At 55.1% G+C, this 18,575-nt stretch carries 24 protein-coding genes and 1 pseudogene; 12 read left to right on the top strand and 13 right to left on the bottom strand.

Going from position 1 to position 18,575, the window contains the following annotated elements; all coding sequences use genetic code 11:
- Nucleotides 1-14: 14 nt before the first annotated feature.
- Nucleotides 15-317, top strand: a complete 303-nt coding sequence (locus tag ACOYXE_RS12465; RefSeq protein WP_095047633.1) for a hypothetical protein — start codon at nucleotides 15-17, stop codon at nucleotides 315-317.
- Nucleotides 318-605: 288 nt separating this feature from the next.
- Nucleotides 606-818 carry a cold-shock protein gene (locus ACOYXE_RS12470; protein WP_003179963.1) on the top strand — a complete coding sequence of 71 codons (213 nt, stop codon included), beginning with the start codon at nucleotides 606-608 and terminating at the stop codon, nucleotides 816-818.
- A gap of 72 nt (nucleotides 819-890) precedes the next feature.
- On the opposite strand, the gene ACOYXE_RS12475 is transcribed toward ACOYXE_RS12470, so the two are convergent.
- Entirely contained in the window at nucleotides 891-1,208 is a 318-nt protein-coding gene (locus ACOYXE_RS12475) for an I78 family peptidase inhibitor (RefSeq protein ID WP_007913486.1), read from the bottom strand.
- A gap of 169 nt (nucleotides 1,209-1,377) precedes the next feature.
- Nucleotides 1,378-1,683 (bottom strand): hypothetical protein, encoded by a 306-nt coding sequence (locus ACOYXE_RS12480; protein WP_007913485.1) that lies wholly within the window; start codon nucleotides 1,681-1,683, stop codon nucleotides 1,378-1,380.
- A gap of 131 nt (nucleotides 1,684-1,814) precedes the next feature.
- Between ACOYXE_RS12480 and ACOYXE_RS12485 the strand changes: the two genes are divergently transcribed.
- Nucleotides 1,815-2,021, top strand: a complete 207-nt coding sequence (locus ACOYXE_RS12485; RefSeq protein WP_077571950.1) for a hypothetical protein — start codon at nucleotides 1,815-1,817, stop codon at nucleotides 2,019-2,021.
- 33 nt (nucleotides 2,022-2,054) lie between these two features.
- On the opposite strand, the gene ACOYXE_RS12490 is transcribed toward ACOYXE_RS12485, so the two are convergent.
- The 8 genes from ACOYXE_RS12490 to ACOYXE_RS12525 form a co-directional block, all read right to left on the bottom strand.
- Nucleotides 2,055-3,083 (bottom strand): nucleoside hydrolase, encoded by a 1,029-nt coding sequence (locus ACOYXE_RS12490; protein WP_160057168.1) that lies wholly within the window; start codon nucleotides 3,081-3,083, stop codon nucleotides 2,055-2,057.
- 31 nt (nucleotides 3,084-3,114) lie between these two features.
- Nucleotides 3,115-3,519, bottom strand: a complete 405-nt coding sequence (gene rbsD / locus ACOYXE_RS12495) for a D-ribose pyranase (RefSeq protein WP_160057167.1) — start codon at nucleotides 3,517-3,519, stop codon at nucleotides 3,115-3,117.
- The gene (gene rbsK, locus ACOYXE_RS12500; RefSeq protein WP_160057166.1) at nucleotides 3,516-4,433 is read right to left on the bottom strand and encodes a ribokinase; all 918 of its coding nucleotides are present in this window, start codon (nucleotides 4,431-4,433) and stop codon (nucleotides 3,516-3,518) included. The genes rbsD and rbsK overlap by 4 nt, the downstream gene beginning before the upstream one ends.
- Nucleotides 4,434-4,457: 24 nt before the next feature.
- Nucleotides 4,458-5,477 (bottom strand): LacI family DNA-binding transcriptional regulator, encoded by a 1,020-nt coding sequence (locus tag ACOYXE_RS12505; protein ID WP_160057165.1) that lies wholly within the window; start codon nucleotides 5,475-5,477, stop codon nucleotides 4,458-4,460.
- A gap of 3 nt (nucleotides 5,478-5,480) precedes the next feature.
- Entirely contained in the window at nucleotides 5,481-6,458 is a 978-nt protein-coding gene (locus ACOYXE_RS12510; protein ID WP_095123149.1) for an ABC transporter permease, read from the bottom strand.
- Entirely contained in the window at nucleotides 6,455-8,008 is a 1,554-nt protein-coding gene (locus ACOYXE_RS12515; protein ID WP_160057164.1) for a sugar ABC transporter ATP-binding protein, read from the bottom strand. Before ACOYXE_RS12515 ends, ACOYXE_RS12510 begins: the two co-directional genes overlap by 4 nt.
- Nucleotides 8,009-8,064: 56 nt before the next feature.
- Nucleotides 8,065-9,021 (bottom strand): sugar ABC transporter substrate-binding protein, encoded by a 957-nt coding sequence (locus ACOYXE_RS12520; protein ID WP_034152750.1) that lies wholly within the window; start codon nucleotides 9,019-9,021, stop codon nucleotides 8,065-8,067.
- 199 nt (nucleotides 9,022-9,220) lie between these two features.
- Nucleotides 9,221-9,670: a hypothetical protein gene (locus ACOYXE_RS12525; RefSeq protein WP_116031048.1), complete on the bottom strand. Its 450-nt coding sequence runs from the start codon at nucleotides 9,668-9,670 to the stop codon at nucleotides 9,221-9,223.
- A 348-nt stretch (nucleotides 9,671-10,018) separates the two neighbouring features.
- Here ACOYXE_RS12525 and ACOYXE_RS12530 point away from each other — a divergent pair, with 348 nt between their 5' ends.
- From ACOYXE_RS12530 to ACOYXE_RS12540, 3 genes are all read left to right on the top strand, one after another.
- Nucleotides 10,019-11,107 carry an asparaginase gene (locus ACOYXE_RS12530; RefSeq protein ID WP_160057162.1) on the top strand — a complete coding sequence of 363 codons (1,089 nt, stop codon included), beginning with the start codon at nucleotides 10,019-10,021 and terminating at the stop codon, nucleotides 11,105-11,107.
- Between the two features lie 196 nt (nucleotides 11,108-11,303).
- A complete protein-coding gene (locus ACOYXE_RS12535; RefSeq protein ID WP_166219800.1) occupies nucleotides 11,304-11,573 on the top strand; it encodes a DUF1654 domain-containing protein in 270 nt (89 codons plus the stop codon).
- Between the two features lie 4 nt (nucleotides 11,574-11,577).
- Nucleotides 11,578-12,267, top strand: coding sequence for an endonuclease (locus ACOYXE_RS12540; protein WP_034152754.1), 690 nt, complete (start codon nucleotides 11,578-11,580; stop codon nucleotides 12,265-12,267).
- A gap of 54 nt (nucleotides 12,268-12,321) precedes the next feature.
- On the opposite strand, the gene ACOYXE_RS12545 is transcribed toward ACOYXE_RS12540, so the two are convergent.
- Nucleotides 12,322-13,224, bottom strand: coding sequence for a siderophore-interacting protein (locus tag ACOYXE_RS12545; protein WP_160057160.1), 903 nt, complete (start codon nucleotides 13,222-13,224; stop codon nucleotides 12,322-12,324).
- Nucleotides 13,225-13,311: 87 nt separating this feature from the next.
- Nucleotides 13,312-13,680: an SPOR domain-containing protein gene (locus ACOYXE_RS12550; protein ID WP_160057159.1), complete on the bottom strand. Its 369-nt coding sequence runs from the start codon at nucleotides 13,678-13,680 to the stop codon at nucleotides 13,312-13,314.
- Between the two features lie 250 nt (nucleotides 13,681-13,930).
- On the opposite strand from ACOYXE_RS12550, the gene csrA reads away from it, so the two are divergent.
- Entirely contained in the window at nucleotides 13,931-14,125 is a 195-nt protein-coding gene (gene csrA / locus ACOYXE_RS12555) for a carbon storage regulator CsrA (RefSeq protein WP_003179932.1), read from the top strand.
- Nucleotides 14,126-14,343: 218 nt separating this feature from the next.
- Here csrA and ACOYXE_RS12560 read toward each other — a convergent pair whose 3' ends face one another.
- Complete coding sequence (locus ACOYXE_RS12560; protein WP_160060067.1) at nucleotides 14,344-14,799, bottom strand: DUF2214 family protein; 456 nt, start codon at nucleotides 14,797-14,799, stop codon at nucleotides 14,344-14,346.
- 796 nt (nucleotides 14,800-15,595) lie between these two features.
- Here ACOYXE_RS12560 and ACOYXE_RS12565 point away from each other — a divergent pair.
- The 5 genes and pseudogenes from ACOYXE_RS12565 (at nucleotide 15,596) to ACOYXE_RS12585 (ending at nucleotide 18,230) form a co-directional block, all read left to right on the top strand.
- On the top strand, nucleotides 15,596-16,552 hold the full coding sequence (locus tag ACOYXE_RS12565) for a tyrosine-type recombinase/integrase (RefSeq protein ID WP_133338767.1): 957 nt from the start codon (nucleotides 15,596-15,598) through the stop codon (nucleotides 16,550-16,552).
- A 90-nt stretch (nucleotides 16,553-16,642) separates the two neighbouring features.
- Nucleotides 16,643-16,888: pseudogene (locus ACOYXE_RS12570) on the top strand (hypothetical protein); the annotation flags it as partial.
- A 243-nt stretch (nucleotides 16,889-17,131) separates the two neighbouring features.
- Nucleotides 17,132-17,374 carry a hypothetical protein gene (locus ACOYXE_RS12575; protein ID WP_460929478.1) on the top strand — a complete coding sequence of 81 codons (243 nt, stop codon included), beginning with the start codon at nucleotides 17,132-17,134 and terminating at the stop codon, nucleotides 17,372-17,374.
- A 160-nt stretch (nucleotides 17,375-17,534) separates the two neighbouring features.
- Nucleotides 17,535-17,747, top strand: coding sequence for a hypothetical protein (locus ACOYXE_RS12580; RefSeq protein ID WP_460929480.1), 213 nt, complete (start codon nucleotides 17,535-17,537; stop codon nucleotides 17,745-17,747).
- A gap of 3 nt (nucleotides 17,748-17,750) precedes the next feature.
- Entirely contained in the window at nucleotides 17,751-18,230 is a 480-nt protein-coding gene (locus tag ACOYXE_RS12585; protein WP_460929481.1) for a hypothetical protein, read from the top strand.
- The last annotated feature ends 345 nt before the right edge of the window (nucleotides 18,231-18,575 follow it).

The following is an 18,575-nucleotide window of genomic DNA, read 5'->3' on the forward strand; positions in this document are numbered from 1 at the left end:
AGGAGCATCCTCGCATGCGTCTGAATACCCTGTTCGCCGTCGTCGCCCCTATTGTTATGTTGCTGCCGCTGAGTGCCCACGCCGACTGGCCGAAGGGCGAGCGCGAGAAGTACATGGCCCAGTGCACCCAGGCGGCGACCCAACAAATCGGTGCTGCAGCTGCCAAATCCCATTGTGCTTGCGGCGCTGACGCCATCAAGTCTTATCCAGCGAGCGACATTCAGGCGCTGATGGACAACAAAGCCACTCCTGAATTGCAGCAGAAAGCACTGGGCCAAATCGCCAAATGCAAGGCAAATACTCCGGCGAAAAAGTGATCAAAAAAGCATTCTGAGTCCGCTCAGCGCCTGTAAAAAGGGCTGAATTTGAGCCTTTTCAGACGATTTATGCAGGTTTTACAGGTTTTTTTATTGTCTTTACGTTCCGCGCAAAGCCTTGTAAACCGGGGCTTTCAGCAGAAAAAGGCAGTAAAGAAAACACGACTGATTGGCAAACAGCACGTCCGGGGGGCTACCAAAGCGAACATTTCGACTATGATACCCGGGTGTGCCCAGTTGGCCTGAGCAGCACAGTACTGAAAAATATATGTTTCTTGGAGATACACCATGTCTAATCGCCAAACCGGCACCGTTAAGTGGTTCAACGATGAAAAAGGCTTCGGCTTCATCACTCCTCAAGGTGGCGGTGACGACCTGTTCGTACACTTCAAAGCTATCGAATCCGACGGTTTCAAAAGCCTGAAAGAAGGCCAGACCGTCTCTTTCGTGGCTGAGAAAGGCCAAAAGGGTATGCAAGCTGCACAGGTTCGCCCAGAGTAATTTCTGCGCGCACTAAAAAAACCCCGTCCATGTGACGGGGTTTTTTATGCCTGCAACAAAAGCCTTCGCTCATCAGCCACAGTTGACGCGAGTGATCACCAGGTTGTTGTCGGTGTTCAGATTCAAGCGGTCAGAGCGGTACTCGAGCGTGATCATATCGTTCGGCTTGAGGAAGCGGGCATTTTGCGCCCCGGCCTTGTTGCGCGCCTGCTCCAGCAGCTCTGGCGAAGCTTTCTTGCCAATGGCGAACTCCGCCGCCGTTGCTTCACAGCGGCTGTGACCGGCTTCGGTCGCCGCAGATTCCTTTGCCGACTCGCTGGAGGTCGTGCTGCAACCGGCCAACATGGCAGCGGCCATAAGTGCACCCAGTGTCGCGAACTTCAAAGGCATGAAGCCTCCTTGTTTTCAAAATGGTTAAGCTGAGATCGTGCGACCGCCATTCCGGCTTTTGGTTTCACAGCCAAGGCCATCACCCTGCCCCACGATCAGAAAAACGCCGAGTGTGCCTGAGCGGCATGCGTCACTTCAGCAATCAATCGTGACTGAATATTAACAGCGCTCAGTAAACGTCGATGTAGTCATACGGCGGATTCGGCCAGTTGTCCTTCAGCGCATTGAAAATCTGCATTACCCACACCTCGTCACTGGCCGCGACATTGCCCACGTAGCCCGAGCCCTTGGCCCAGGTTTCCAGGCGAAACAACAGACCATCGATATCCTGCCCGCCGGTAACGCCGGAAGAAATGTAAGCGATACCGCCCTTGGTCACGCGCAGTTGCGTGTGCTCGTCATCACTGGCCGAAGCAAGCAACTGGCGCACAGCGTCGAGCGTCAATCCGTCAGGGGTGTTCAAATCGATCTGCACAGCACGGTCCTTGGAAAGCCTTGAAAGACCAAGTGTCGCATAGCGCTCCGTTCATGCCTAAGTCGCAGTGCCAAACGCCCGACAAAATGGTTAACTCGAAACTCAGACTTTCCGACTTTTCGAGCGCTCCCATGACCACCATCAGCATCGACGCCGCCATTAATGCCAAATGGGCAGACGGACACAGCTCTTACAGCCCGGGAACCACCGAGGAGCTTGCGCTGATTGGTATCGATCTATTGGTCAAGGAGTTGGGTACGGAGGCGGCTCAGCAATTCATCAAGCAGATTTTCGAGCGTTACCCGACCGAGCAGGTTGAACACACTGAGAGGGTGTAGAAACCCGCAGGCTGGCACCTGCGGGCGAATGATTTACTTCAGGCGCTTCAGGCGCTCGGTCAGCAAATCAAAGAAGCCTTGCGCGTCGCCGTTTTCCACCCAGAAGGCGTTCTTCGGCGCTTTCAGGCCATCGTACCAATCGACGATGGTCTGACCGAAAGTCGGCCCTTCACGGCTATCCACCACGACATTCACCGAACGACCGGTGAACAGTTCCGGCTTGAGCAGATAGGCCACAACGGTAGCGTCATGCACCGGGCCACCCGGAATACCGTAGTGCTCCATGTCGCCTTTGATGTACTCATTAAGGATGTCGCCGACAATCTTGCTCGCGTTATTGTTCAGCGCCGCGATCTGTTTCAGGCGCGCATCACTGGTGAGAATCTTGTGGGTCACGTCCAGTGGCAGGTAGGTCAGTTTCACGCCGCTTTTCAGCACGACTTCAGCCGCTTGCGGGTCAGCAAACAGGTTGAATTCAGCCACCGGGGTGATGTTGCCGCCGTTGAAGTGCGCACCACCCATGATCACCACTTCCTTGATGCCCTGAACAATTTCAGGCTCCTGGATCAGCGCCAATGCCAGGTTGGTCTGCGGACCGAGCATGGCGATCGTGATGCTGTGCGGCTTGGCTTTTTTCAGGGTATCGATCAGGTAATTGACCGCATTGCCTTCAGCCAGACCCTGTTTCGGTTCGTGCACGGTGACACCCGACAGGCCTTCCTTGCCATGGATGTTCTCGGCGTAGATCGGCGTGCGCATCAGCGGCTTTGGCGCACCGGCATAAACCGGTACGTCTTCGCGCCCTGCCCACTCGCGCGCCAGTCGGGCGTTACGCGAAGTCTTGTCGAGGCGCACGTTGCCGGCGACGGTGGTCAGCGCGCGAATATTCAGCTCGTCCGGCGAGGCCAGAGCGAACAGCAAGGCGACTACATCGTCAGCACCTGGGTCGGTGTCGATGATCAGGTCGATTTTCTCCGCCGCCTGAGCGCCGGTGGCAGTTATCACGGACAAAAGCAGTAGGCTCCGGATGAATTGATGCAGTTTCTGAGCATAGCGTTGCATGGCGCATTCCTTGTGCTTGTGAAATCAAAAGTTAAAAGGTGACTCCAGCGACCAGCACGATGTTGCAGTACGGCTGACATTCACCTGTACGAACAATCGCCCGAGCCTGTCGGCTGAGAACCTTGAATTGCTCATGACTGAGCAGATCGCGACGACCCAGGGCCCCCTCTTCATTCAACTCATCCAGCGTATTAAGCGCGGTCGGTTGTTTGTCGAAGATTTCTTTGGCCAGCGCATGGCTTTCCACCTGCATCTCGCTGAGCACGACTTTCAGAGTGCTGATGAAATCCGGGACGCCGTGGGTCAGCGCCAAGTCAATCAGCTCGACACCCGGCGGCACTGGCAACCCGGCATCACCAATAACCACCATGTCGCCATGGCCCAGGGACGCGATCAGCCGCGACAAGGCGACGTTAAGCAAAGGAGTCTTTTTCATACGGGTTCAAAGGCCTGTACGTCGGATTGGGTTGGAATGGACGGCTGCGCGCCGGCACGAGTTACCGACAGCGCAGCGGCAATCTGTCCGTAGCGAATAGCCTCGGCCTCGGACTTGCCATTGGCCAGCGCAGCGGCAAAACCACCGACGAAGGTGTCACCTGCCGCTGTAGTGTCGACGGCCTTCACTTTCGGCGCAGGGAAATGCTCGAAGCCCTTGCCATTGGCGAACAGCGAGCCTTGAGCCCCCAGAGTAATGATGACTTTGCCCGCCCCCATGGCGATCAACTGGCTGGCAGCAGCTTCTGCGGCTTCCAGCGAATCCACCGGCAATCCGCTCAATGCGCTCGCTTCGCTCTCGTTGGGAATCAGGTAGTCGATCGCGGCAAACCAGTCTGCCGGCAACGGACGACTGGCCGGTGCCGGATTGAGAATGACGATTTTGCCGAGGGCGCGGGCACGCTTGAGCGCATGCCCCACCGTGGCATCCGGAATTTCCAGCTGGCAGATGATCACGTCGGCGTCTTTCAGCACCGCATCAAACCGATCGATCACTGCGGGTGTCATGGCACCGTTAGCACCGGCGACAATGACAATGGCGTTCTGACTGTTGTCATCGACCACAATCAACGCCACACCGCTGGAATCCTCGACCGTGCTCACGGCCTGACAATCGATCTGCTCAGCCAGCAGAGCGTCACGCAATTGCACGCCATAGTCGTCATTGCCAACGCAGCCGACCATTGCCACCTGTGCGCCCAAACGCGCTGCGGCCACCGCCTGATTGGCGCCCTTGCCACCGGAAACCGTGGCAAACGAATGACCGATCAGCGTTTCACCACCTACGGGCAACCGTGGCGCCCGGGTCACCAGGTCCATGTTCAGGCTGCCTATTACCACTACATTTGCTGGCATACATCATTACTCGTCAATTCGGTTTCAGCGGTATTCGGTGAACACGCCGGACAACGGTGCGGTCGATTCGCGCAAGACAATACTCGGGGTCACGATCCGCTGATCGGTACCCAGAGTCGGCGTAGCAATCCTTCGCAACAGCACTTCGGCCGCCATCTCGCCCAACTGCAGGATCGATTGCCCCACAGTGGTGAGTGCCGGATATACGTAACGGCTCATCTGGATATCGTCGAAACCGATCACCGACAACTCGCTCGGCACGCGGACATTACGTTCCGCCGCCGCACGCAGCACACCGATGCCGATCATGTCGTTACCGGCAAAGATCGCGCTCGGTGGATTGCTCTCAAGAAGAATCGCCGCCGCGTTGTATCCACCCGTACTGGTGAAGTCGCTTTCCAGCATGCGCTCCTGGCGGACGTCGATGCCCGCCTCTTTCAGCGCCCGGCAATAACCGGCCTGACGCATCTGCGCCACACTGGTACTGGCCGGGCCGCCGATGGTGGCAATGTCGCGGTGACCCAATTCCAGCAAATGACGGGTCGCCAGGTATGCACCGTATTCGTGGTCGATGCGCACCAGATCGGCATCGACACCGTCTAGACCACGGTCGACGATGACCATCGGCGTTTTCACCCCGGCCAGTCCCTGCGCGAGACCGCTGTCACCGCCAGCGGAGGCGACGATCAAACCGTCGATGCGCTTCTCCAGCAACACACGCAAATAGCTGCGCTGCTTGTCAGGATTGTCATCGGAGTTGCAGAGGATCACGCAGTAGCCGTTACGCTCGCAGTAATCCTCGATGCCCCGCGCCAACTCCGCGAAGTACGGGTTGAGACTGTTCGGCACCAGCAGGCCAATGGTTGCAGTGGTCTTGGCCTTTAACGAGCGCGCCACTGCACTTGGCACATAGTCGAGGCTCTTGATCGCTGCCTCGACTTTCAGCCGCACTTCCTGACTGACCGGCCGCGTGTTGTTCACCACATGCGACACCGTCGTGTAGGAAATTCCCGCGAGGGCTGCCACGTCCTTGATCGTTGCCATTTCTTAGCCCCGGCGACTGGCGCGCTGACTGCGATAAGTATCGAGTACCACCGCTATCACGATGACCGCGCCAGTGATGATTCGTTTGGTCGGTTCGGTCGCCCCGATCTGCGCCAGACCCGCCGCCAGCACGGAGATGATCAACACGCCGAAGAACGTGCTGATCACCGAACCGCGCCCGCCCATCAGGCTGGTGCCGCCGATCACCACAGCGGCGATCACCTGCAACTCCAGACCAGAACCGGCATTCGGGTCAGCGGCTTCCAGACGGGAAATCTGAAACAGCGCGGCGATACCGGCCAGCAGGCCCATCAGGCTGAAAACCAGAATCTTGTAGGGTTTCGGATTGATCCCCGCCAGACGCACCGCCTCTTCGTTGGTGCCGATGCCGATCAGGTAGCGACCGAACACGGTGCGGGTCAAAACCGCTTGAGCAATGATGATCACCAGCAGGGCAATGATGAACGACGGCGAGATGCCGAACGCGATCGGATTCGACAGCCAAGCGAACGAGTCACCGATGTACGCGGTGCGCGATCCGGTCATCTGATAGGCCAGTCCCCGAGCCATTTCCAGCACACCCAGGGAAACGATGAACGATGGAATGCGCCACGCCACTGTGATCGAACCAGTGACCGTACCGGCCAGTGCCGCCACTGCCATGCCGAGCAATGCTGACGGCAACACGCCCCAGCCCCAGCCAAGAATGGCGACGCTGACCGTCGAAGCGGCGAGCGCCAGAACCGAACCCACCGAAAGGTCGATGCCACCGATGATCAACACGAAGGTCATGCCGACCGCTAGCACCATCAGATCGGGAATCTGGTTGGCCAAGGTACTGAAGGTGTTATAGGACAGAAAGTGGCTGCTCAAGACCGAGAACAGCGCAATCATCGCCAGCAAGGCACCGGCCAGGCCCAGATAAGTGCCCAGGCCATAGAAGTTGCCACCACGTTTGCCGGCAGGAGAAGCAGTTTTCATGGGAGATCCCTAGGCGCCGCTTCATTGAGCAGCGCATCACGTTTTTGGTAGCCGGCGAACGCGGCGGCAAGCAAGTCATCCTGGGTCCAGCTATCGCGCTCGAAGGTGTCGATCAAGCGCCCTGCCGATAGCACGCCGATCCGGTCGCAGATCAGCATCAGTTCACGCAGATCACTGGACACCACCACCAGTGCTTTGCCTTGGCGCGTCAGTTCGCCGAGCAGGGCATAAATGTCGAACTTGGCACCAACGTCGATGCCTCGGGTCGGCTCATCGAACAGCAGCACCGAACAGTCACGCTCCAGCCAGCGGCCGATCACGACCTTCTGCTGGTTGCCGCCAGACAACTCTGAGACCAGTTGTGTCGGACTTGAACTGCGGATGCGCATGGCGTCGATCTGACGCTGCGCCAGAGCGATCTCTTCGCCGTTGTTGACGACCCCACCAGTGGAAATTTCCGGCATGTTGCCGAGGGCGATGTTGGCGCTGATCGACTGACTGAGCAGCAGGCCTTCACCTTTGCGATCTTCAGTAATCAACGCGATGCCATTACGCACCGCATCAACCGGCGAACGTACGCTGACGACCTTGGCTGGCGAACCGAGGGCGATGGTGCCGCTGTCGGCGGTGTCTGCACCGAAGATCAGGCGCAGCAATTCTGTGCGCCCTGCCCCGATCAATCCGGAAATCCCGAAGATCTCGCCGGCACGGACTTCGAACGAGACATCGCGAACTTTGTCGGAGCGCGTCAGTCCTTTGATCGTCAGCGCCGGGGCACCAATCTTGCGCGGGCCCATGTCGATATGCTCACCCAACTCGCGACCGACCATCAGCGTTACCAGTTGCTCGCTGTTGTAATTGGCCATCGGCTCGACGCAGACCAGATTGCCGTCACGCAGCACGGCAATGCGCTGTGCGACTCGGGCCAGCTCTTCGAGACGGTGGGAAATGTAGATGATCGAAACGCCGCGCGCCTGCAAGCGGGTGATCTGCTCAAAGAGCATTTCAACTTCGCGCGCGGTGAGCATCGCGGTCGGTTCGTCGAGAATCAGCACATGGCAGTCGCCAATCAGGTTGCGGGCGATTTCGACCATCTGCTGATGGCCGATACCCAACTCGCCAACCAGCGTATCCGGATCAATGGCGTCGAGACCGACTTGCGCCATGGCTTCGATCGCCGCTTTGCGCAGTTGCTTGCGGCTGATCCAGCCGCCATTGCTTGGCAGATTGTCGAGAAACAGGTTTTCCGCGACCGACAAGGTCGGCAGCAGATTGAGTTCTTGCATGACCATACGCACGCCGAGATCTTCAGCCTGGGTACGACTGCCCGGACGGTAGTCCTTGCCTTGGAATTGCATCTGGCCGGTGGTCGGGGTGACCAGTCCGCCGATGATTTTCGACAGGGTACTTTTACCGGCACCATTCTCGCCGGTCAGCGCCAGCACTTCACCGCGCATCAGCGTCAGATCGATGCCGCTGAGCACCGGCTGCGCATAGGTCTTACCGATACCGCTGACCGAGAGGACAGCGTTCGGGGCGGAAACTGACATAAAAACTCTCCATGCGCTCGCCCGGACGGACGAGCGCCGTTGTGTCGCCAGAAGACTTACTTGGTGACCAGCTCGACCGGTGTTTCGATCACGCCGTTGGCGCCGCTGTCAACTTTCTCACCCTTGATGATTTTCAGCGCGGTTTCGATGCCGAACACCGCTTGTCGGGCAGCGAACTGGTCAGCCGTGGCCAACACGCGACCGTCTTTCAGCATTGGCTTGATCGCGTTGATGTTGTCGTAACCGACGACCTGAACCTGACCAGCCTTGCCGGCGGCACGTACGGCGGAAACAGCACCGACGGCCATGCTGTCGTTACCGGCCAGCAGTGCTTTGACGTCTGGGTATTCGCTGAGGATAGAGGCGGCAACCTTGTTACCCTTGTCAATCTCCCAGTCACCGGACTGCAGGGAAACGATCTTGATTTGCGCCGCATCCATCGCATCCTTGAAGCCAGCAGTGCGCTGCTGGGCATTGGTCGTGGTGGACACGCCTTCAATGATGCCGACTTCGTCACCGGCCTTCAGCTGCTTGGCCAGGTACTCACCGACCAGACGCGCACCTTTGCGGTTGTCCGGACCTACGAAAGGCACGCTGATGTTTTTGCTTTTGACGATTGCCGGATCGAGTTGGTTATCGATGTTGATCACGGTGATGCCAGCGTCGACGGCTTTCTTGATCACCGGCACCATGGCCTTGGAATCGGAAGGCGCAATGACCAGTGCATTGACCTTGGCCAGAATCATTTGCTCGACGATGCGGGTCTGGCCAGCAGTGTCGGTTTCATCCTTGATGCCGTTGGAGATCAGGTCGAAATCGGCGGAGTGTTCTTTCTGGTAGGCCTTGGCACCATCTTCCATGGTCAAAAAGAATTCGTTGGCCAGAGACTTCATGACCAGCGCGACTTTAGGTTTTTCGGCGGATTCGGCGAATGCCGAAGAGACAGGTAGTGCGGCGGCTGTGGCAGCCAGCATAGCGACAGCAAGAAGACGTCCAGCGAATGGCAGCTTCATGGGTTCACTCCGATCTTATGATTATTGTGAGCAACGCTTGCGCTGGCGTAAGCTACTTGGCTATCTGCGGGCCATATAGCGCCGGGAGAGCCGCGCAAACGTTTGCGTAGACCGAACTATGCGAATCCCGCCGACATTTGTCAACAATCAGAAATCGTCATTTTTTTTAGGGCGAATCGTCCGACTCGCCCTCCGCTGCTTATGCCGTGGTGCTGACAAGATTACCGCTGGTGGAACTCTTCGTCATTTCCTTGACCAGTGCACCGGCCACTTCTGCCATCGCAGCGCTGGTTTGCGCGATTTGCCCCTGAATGGACATCACCGCCTGCGATTTGGCCTCAGGCGTCGGATAGCTCTTGGCCTGTGCGGCCGCCAGTTGTTGTTGCTGCTCCTGAAGTTGCTTCTGCAATTCCTGCATGCGCTTGAGCAACATCTTGACCGTGACGCTCAGGTTGTCGCCGCTTTCAGCCTTGCTGTCTTCTGGCGCAGCAGCACCACCGGTCCGGACCTGATTGTTCGATTCTTTCTCAGTGCCCAGCGCCTCGGTGGAAGCCTCAGCTCCCGCCTCGCTCAATGCATTGATTGTCGCTGCGGTTTTGCCGCCGATGGTGACTGCAGCAGGATTAGATAAACCGACCGTCAGTGACATGTGAACTCCCTAGATTCTGTTTACTTGAACAACCATCGGCCCCCGCGAAGGTTTCTTTAGCACAAAAGCCGAAACCGGCCACTGGAATCACTCGACAAAAGCAGTAGTCCTTTTCGGAGAGCCGAACGAGAAAGCGCCCATTGTTCGGAAACCCGGATAAACGATTCGTCCCGCGATTTGCCAACTAATAAAATCTTGATGTAAATCATCGAGTTAAACATTTCTCTGACGCAAAGTACGGCTGGTACAGATCCTGCTCCCTTCACCGCACCCCGGGCATCCAGATCGGCTCGGAGTGCATCTAGATGAACCTGCATCAGCACCGTCTCACTACTAGAGAGAAAAATAATGAAATCTGCTTTCAACACTTTGGTTCCGGGCGCTTTGGCCCTCCTCCTGCTCCTGCCCACCGCCCTTCAGGCGAAAGAAGTCGAAACCCAGACCAAGCTCGCTAACGTCGTAGTACTAGCCACCGGCGGCACCATCGCCGGCGCTGGCGCGAGCGCCGCCAACAGCGCCACCTACCAGGCGGCGAAGGTTGGCGTCGAACAATTGATCGCCGGCATTCCCGAACTGAGCAAACTGGCGAACGTGCGTGGCGAACAAGTCATGCAGATTGCCTCGGAAAGCATCACCAACGAAAACCTGCTGCAATTGGGTCGTCGTGTAGCCGAACTGGCCGACAGCAAAGACGTCGACGGCATCGTCATCACCCACGGCACCGACACCCTGGAAGAAACCGCCTACTTCCTCAACCTCGTGGAAAAAACCGACAAGCCGATCATCGTGGTTGGCTCGATGCGTCCGGGCACCGCAATGTCTGCAGACGGCATGCTCAACCTGTACAACGCCGTGGCCGTAGCCAGCAGCAAAGAAGCGCACGGCAAAGGCGTACTGGTGACCATGAATGATGAAATCCAGTCCGGTCGCGACGTCAGCAAGATGATCAACATCAAGACCGAAGCCTTCAAAAGTGCCTGGGGCCCACTGGGCATGGTGGTAGAAGGCAAATCCTACTGGTTCCGCTTGCCAGCCAAGCGTCACACCATGGATTCTGAATTCGACATCAAAAACATCAAGAGCCTTCCTGACGTAGAAATCGCTTATTCCTACGGCAACGTCAGCGATACTGCCTACAAGGCCCTCGCACAATCCGGTGCCAAGGCAATCATCCACGCCGGTACCGGCAACGGCTCGGTGTCCTCTCGCGTAGTTCCGAGCCTGCAAGCACTGCGCAAGGATGGCGTGCAAATCATTCGTTCCTCCCACGTCAACGCTGGCGGCTTCGTCCTGCGTAACGCCGAACAGCCAGATGATAAGTACGACTGGGTTGTGGCTCACGACCTGAACCCGCAAAAAGCCCGCATCCTGGCAATGGTCGCCCTGACCAAAACCAACGACAGCAAAGAGCTGCAACGGATGTTCTGGGAATATTGATGGGCCTTCGCCCAATCAATTCTTGATTGGGCACCCTGCGCCATTCGCCTGTCGGGCGGGTGGTGCATCGCTCACAACGCTCTCGCACTTTTCCCACAAAAAATTCGACACGACCTACACCAAAATCGGAAAAGCGCTGTCAGAGGATTTTCTTGAATTTTAAGCAGTTGCGAAAATGCTTACAGTTAAATACTGTATGCACGTACAGCTTAATAAGGATAACCTCGTGGCCACCTCCCCTGATGCTCCTGACGCTTACGAACGCATGGGCATGCGCGTTCAGAAAATCATCAATTCCCCCACCGCACAGAAAGCCAAAGCGGCACTGATCTTCCGTCTGCCGGACGAGCCGATGGACGAGTGGGAGCGCCTGCTCGAGGAAATCGACGAGAACGACAACGTTACCCTTGCCTATCGCGACGACGGTGGCGTGCAGATTTTTTGGGTTGTGCCGAAGGAAGATTGATTCAATGAGTGTCCGCTGTTTTGCTCTGCTGTTGCTGTTCATCGCCATGGGTGCCCAGGCTGGCGCCCCCCGCACATTTACCGAAGCCAAGAAGGTTGCCTGGAAGCTTTATGCACCGCAGTCCACAGAGTTTTATTGCGGGTGCAAGTACACCGGCAACAAGGTTGACCTGAAGGCTTGCGGTTACGTACCGCGCAAGAATGCCAAACGTGCGTCACGTATTGAATGGGAACACATCGTGCCGGCCTGGCAGTTCGGCCATCAGCGTCAGTGTTGGCAGGAAGGCGGCCGCAAGAACTGCACCCGATACGACCCAAGCTATCAAAAGGCTGAAGCCGATCTGCATAACCTGGTGCCGAGCATTGGCGAGGTCAATGGCGATCGCAGCAATTTCAGCTACGGCTGGCTGCCAGTGCAATCCGGGCAATACGGTTCGTGCCTGACCCAGGTCGACTTCAAGGCGAAGAAGGTCATGCCTCGCCCGTCGATTCGCGGCATGATTGCCCGCACATACTTCTACATGAGCAAGCAGTACGGCTTGCGCCTGTCGAAGCAGGATCGGCAATTGTATGAGGCATGGGACAAGACTTACCCGGTGCAAGACTGGGAGCGCCAGCGCAATCAGAGCGTGGCGTGCGTGATGGGGCGCGGCAATGAATTTGTCGGTCCGGTGAATATGAAAGCCTGCGGTTGATCGACCACTTAAACGAAAAGGCCTCGAACGTCATGTCCGAGGCCTTTTTTGTGGCTAGCTGCCCGCCTTGTTGTAGCGCCAGTAACCCATCAGGTTGAGCGACTCCCTCGGGATCCCGCACTCTTTGATCAGGTATCTGCGCAGGCTCATCACTGCAGCGCTTTCTCCAGCGATCCAGCCATAGAAACCCTCACTGGCTGTCTCGGCTATTTCCCAAAGAATCTCTTTATCGATATCGACCTCGGCCAACTCGACAGCCTTGCCGATGGATGAGGCATGAATGGCTGGAACGACTTTCTGTACCGCCGCCGCCATCAACGTACCGGCGCTGGCCTGGTCCCGGATCAGCCACTGCACCGTCAGCCCGGCCCAATCGGGAACTGCCAGCATATCCTCGACACTGTCGACTTCGAAAAACACTTGAGTCAGAGGTGGCTCGGCCATAGCGGCCAACTCATCGAGAATGCCCATGGCCGCAGGTAGCGCGGTGCTGTCGGCGACCAGCAAAACCTGCTTGAGGGTCTGCGGCGGCTTCCATTCGAATCCTCCGGCGTCCCGTGCTGAAAACCGGCGATCCGGAGCGAGAACCTGCATCGAATCACCGGGCTGCGCCCGAAGCGCCCAACGCGAAGCAGGTCCGGTTTCGCCATGCAGGACGAAATCAATATCCACTTCGCCTTGTTCTGCACGCAAATGGCGAATGGTGTAAGTGCGCATGGCCGGACGTCGATCGGCAATCATTGCCTTGAACCGGGCGTACCAACCCTCTCCCTGAGCAAGCCTGGCAGGCGAACCATCAGCCGCAGGAAAAAACAGCTTCACCCTTTGATCAGGCGCCCAAGTGGCCATTTCTTTAACAGCAGGACTGGCCAGCGTGATCCGCATCATGTGCGGGCTGAGTAAGGTTTTGCGATGCAGGATGACGTCGAACAGCTTGTAAGGATTGGCGGAGGCCATGCGGAGCTCCTTCGGAAAATCGTGACTGACTCGTATAAGACGAGCCACATCCAAGGTCCTTTAGGTCGCTCCGCTGAAACGCAGCGTTTACGGCGTGATCGGGTGCTCGATCACTACCGATTCAATATTCTGCTTCTTGGCTTTCACCAGAGCAGCATCCACTTGTACTTTTCGGGCCTCAGCGTCGGCTTGCGAGTTGAAAGGACCAATCAGAATTCGCGCTTTGCCACTGCTGTCCTTGATCACCGTAGGTACGAAGGCGTGCTCGATCAACCAGCCACTCAGGTCGCTGATAGCCTGTGGCGTTTCACCGCGCACTTCGAGATCCCATTGTGGTGCAGCGGCCGCCGCCGGCGCCGTCACTGCTGCCGACTGTGGTTTTGGTGCGTCTGCATTCTTGCCTTCACCACACCCTGCCAATACCAGTGCCGCGACTACCCAAACCAATTTGCGCACAACGCTTTCCTCGAAATTCTCAAAGCCGCGATCTTATCATTCATAAATACTTCGCGAGCCCCGCAAAATGGGCACAAAACAACGAGATTGATGCCTGCAGCCTCTGTATAGTTACGCCCTGGGAATTAATGCCGCATCTGCGCGTCAGAAAGAGGCACCCAAACCGTGAGACTTCGCACTAATCTATACGTACCACCGACCTCTGCACTGTCTGAATCAGGTGCCCTACAAAGCAATCAAGGAGAAGACCATGCTGATACTCACCCGCAAAGTCGGTGAAAGCATAAACATCGGTGATGACATCACTATCACCATTCTGGGCGTAAGCGGCCAACAGGTCCGCATTGGTATCAACGCTCCGAAAAACGTTGCCGTGCACAGAGAAGAGATTTACCAGCGCATTCAGGCTGGCCTGACCGCCCCGGACAAACCACAAACTCCCTGAGCCGCCTCGCAGTCAGTAGCCAGTCCGTTTACCTTGTGGAATGACTGGCTAGAGCTTCATGCGCCGTTTTGCCATCCGCTCCCCACTCTGCTGGGTACGGCGCCTGACACGATAAGCCGATTCTACTTCCCCCCTCTATTCCCTTGCCGCACGATACTACCTGCCCTCCCCCTGGCTGGCTGTCGGACGTTTCCGATAGACCGCAGAGAATTTGCCCTCTAACCGAATGTCACGCCACGCGCCATCCCCGTCGCCGCAACCACCATCAGCACCAGCAACAATGCCTCGACATGACTGATTCGGGCGTACAGCCTCGCGCGCCCGGTATCGAGTACCGCGCCGCGCGCAGATGCGATCCGCCACTTGATCAACGTGATCATCGGGGCGAGCTCTACAATCAAAATCAGCACAAACAGGGTCATCTTCAGATGAAACAGTGACTGGTGAAGATAATAGTCAGTGCCTTTTTCAAAGCCGCCAAAAGCCCGCATCCCGCCTGTCACCAGCAGAATCAACGCAGAAATGCCCCACAGGTTATCGGCCAGTAAAACGCGCTTGGCCTCGCCTGAACCGGCAGCCAGGCGACTAAATGCCGCCCCGCGAGTCAGAACCGCCCAAAAGCCCAAAGCAAAAGCCAGCAGATGAACAGCTGCGAGAAACCAGTGAACCAGCATCGACACACCTCCACCAGAAAGAGTTGAAAATCGGCCAGTCAGTAGTAGTCGAAAAAGCAGGGATTTGCTTGCGACGGAATCGTCGGGCGCGATGAGGCATTGCGAGGAGAATTTGAAACAGCAGATGCCAAATCGCAGGCAAAAAAAATCCCAAGCAGCTGATGGAAGCTTGGGATTTAAAAATGCATAAACCGTGGTGGTGAACGCGGGGCGAATGTTACTTAATTCCACGAACAGTAACAACATTTTTTTGATAACTGGCTGGTTAGTAACAATCGTAACCTATTCAATATCCACACTTTTTCAAAGGACGCTGGCGACGAACGGCGATTCCTCAATCTTCCGCCACCCGACCTGCTCAGGGAAGTTTGGCGTAGAAAACATCGTAAAGAGAAAAGGCTTCGTAGAAATTGAATCCTGCACCATGGGAATTCAACACATCAGCTCAACTACACCGAACAGAGAACCTGCCTTGGAGCAGGAACCGTGGGCGAAGATATAAAAACCATGAAGGTCTACTCATGGAATTTGGAATGCCCGGAGATCGATTAAGCGCGGAGTCGAACTGGCACTCTACGGAGGGTTTTGCAAAAGTTTTGCAAATCGCAGACAACAAAAAAGGGCCCACCTTTCGGTGAGCCCTTCCAGACCGCCCAGCAGAGCGGATTTTGTTTGGTAGGCGCGATTGGACTCGAACCAACGACCCCCACCATGTCAAGGTCTGCTAGGAGCGAGCTCCGAGCCCTGCTGCTCTTGGATTTCTCAGAACGCCCATTCACATCATGAGGCGTCAAAAATGGCTAATTTTCGCTTACTCCCATCCGGCAACTGGAACGCTCAGGTACGGGTTAAAAGTAAATCCCCCCAGTCAAAGACCTTCAGCACGAAGGCCGAAGCAGAACTATGGGCGAGACAGATCGAAGCCGTGACGGTGGATCGCAAGCATCACACTATATATACGCTGGGCATGACCTACTGCGAAACCATGCTCAAGGGCAAAGGCAGCTACGACCACGCACTGAAAATCGTGGAGCATCTGGGCAGACACTTCACGCAGCCCATTCACGAAATCACGCCTCAGATGATCAACGACTTCAAGATCATGCGACTGAAAAAAGTGAAGCCATCGACGTGCAGGACGCAGCTTGCATTCATGTCACGTTTCTACAGGTTCGCTAAACGCGGATTGCTGATCGACATTCACAACCCTGTGAGTGATATCGCCCTACCGAAGCCAGACCGATCTTCTGACAAGGTGATCCGAGCGAGTGAGCTTGAGCGACTATTGGCGAAGCTCTCACCCACCATGAAGCTCATCGTTGAACTGGCTTATGAGACTGCCATGAGACGATCCGAAATTCTGAAGCTGACAAAAGACTGCCTCCACCTCAAGGACCGTATCGCTGATGTTATCGACGGGAAGAACGGTACACGGTCAGTTCCCCTCACCCACCGTGCGGTAGAGATTCTTGAACTCGCCCAACTTTGTGCCATTGTGGCACGCCACCCAAACGGTCAAGTGTTTACAGTTACACCGCACGCCGTTACTCAAGCCGTGCGCTTGGCACGTGTGAAGGCTGGCTTAGACAGCAGTGTCAGGCTACATCAACTCAGGCACACCAGAATCACCAACGTTGCAAAGAAAGGCTTCAACAATGCTCAGATCATGATTGTGTCAGGGCATAGAGATACACGATCCGTGGCGCGATACTCCCACCTCAATGTTAGGGACGTGCTGCACCTGATCGACTGATCAAACAGGGCGGGCAGCCATGATGAGATAGGAGTTGGCTGCCTCTCCCCTTCCAAATGATTCGTCAGCTCCAATGCGGCATGCTAAGCCACGAACCCAACGAAACCCATTCACAGTTTCTGTCACACAATGATCGATGACCTACGGGATGCTGGAGTACAAGATTCCCTGATCAAGCGTATCGCTGGTCACGAAGACTCTGCCGTCACCATCGGTGTTTACGGCAGCCGTATCCCGATAAAAGCTATGGTCGAAGCATTGGGACACCTTTCGCTGCCAAGCGACATCAACTCAACTTTTATACTGAAAGCAACTTTTATACTGAAAGATAGTTGAAGAAAGCGCTTGACAAAGTTGCTCAACATATTGACAAAGTGCGCTTGCTAGTGTAGAATGGTACATATAAGGAGAGAGGCAACACCGCCTATCTGAGCACCATTTTCCAAACTTAGCCATGTCCTTAGCCCCCCTAATTTCAAAAGGTCTTACTTAACGGTTAGACCTTTTTTAATGTCTCGAAAACAGACTGCTTAACAAACACCAAGCCTTTATTACCACCAATCCAACGGAGGGTCTATTATGTCCAAAACAAAACAATGTTCCAGTTGCGGAACAGCGCTAGCCAATAAAAGGAGTCATGCCCGAACATGTTCAAATACTTGCCGCTGGCGGATTTGGTATGCAAAGCAATCAGCAATGATTTCAGTTAAGTTGATATTTAGCGTCACCGACTATGAAGTTATTAAAGGTAATGCTGAAGCTGGTGGCGTGTCGGTAAGTGATCATCTACAAGCTCAAGCAATTGCGGGATGTAAGCAATGAGAGTGCAATTGAACGACAGGGCGGTCGCACAGCTTGAGTTCATCATGGATCGTACGGGCTACACAAATAAGCAACACACACTCCAAGTAATGCTAACGACGATTGCAAACAACCTAAGAGACACTGATCGGAAGAAAATGAATAACAAGAATGAATTGCTATGAGTGCTAATTCGGATTACTTCAGTCGTGGTATTGCGAGAGCTTTTGAGCGACATGCAAAGGAAAAGGCACGACAACATATCACTCAGATTGCACAGAATATTGATGATGGTGCAGCCATCACAATCACTCAACTAGATCGTGACGAGCAATACAGAATAACCACCATTAAGAATATGCTAGATTTTATTAAACGGAAAAGGAAGAAGTGAAAAATGACTGATGCAAAAATCATTGTGAAGGGGGTCCCGCCTAAATGGGATAATGCTGAATTCGAAGCTCGTGTTGATAGCTGGGTAAATGTTTATCGGGGTACTACTCAGTGTATGGAATTTATACGATCACCACTGCCTCATGACTTTCTTGAGTTGGTAGCTTCGAAAGTTGCAGAGGACTATAGAGTCGCTCGCAACCAAGGTGTCACGCACGAAGCACTCAATCATTCGTGCTGGATGATCAAGCCAGATAACAAACAGCAGAAAGATATTGATGACATCCGAGTGCGAGTGAAAGCTGAGTATGTTGAATTCTTGCAAGGTGAACAAGTTCGATATCAAGACTTGCTACGTCAACAACTTATTCAAGCAGCGCAAGCGAAAGAACAAAAGAAGGTTGATGACGCTCGCAGCAGACGAATGTCAGAGATAGACAAAGAAGTGCTAAATACATTTACTCCGTTGGTCATTCCTGAGTAACCGAATGATCCAGTGACAGACGCCGACCGCGACACCAGACAGAACCTCGTATAACGCGATACAGGTAGTTTCCCAATGCAACCCTACCCACCATTGCCCAGACAGCTCAATAGGGCTGTGCAGGGCTTTTGCTTGCCGTCAGTTCCTCATGCGAGTATAGCCGACTTCATTTACAGAACTCGTTTTCTTTAGAAAACTTTTTTATTTAGAAAAGATAAAGATGCTTGACGCCATTTTTAGAGAATGTTTTCATTCGCTGGAGACGAAAACTTAGACCGGCTTGAATATCTTAACTTCGCCCAAACCCACTGGCAGCTACCGTGAGGAATTGCCTATTAAATAAAA

It is taken from the genome of Pseudomonas sp. MC6, assembly GCF_054790575.1.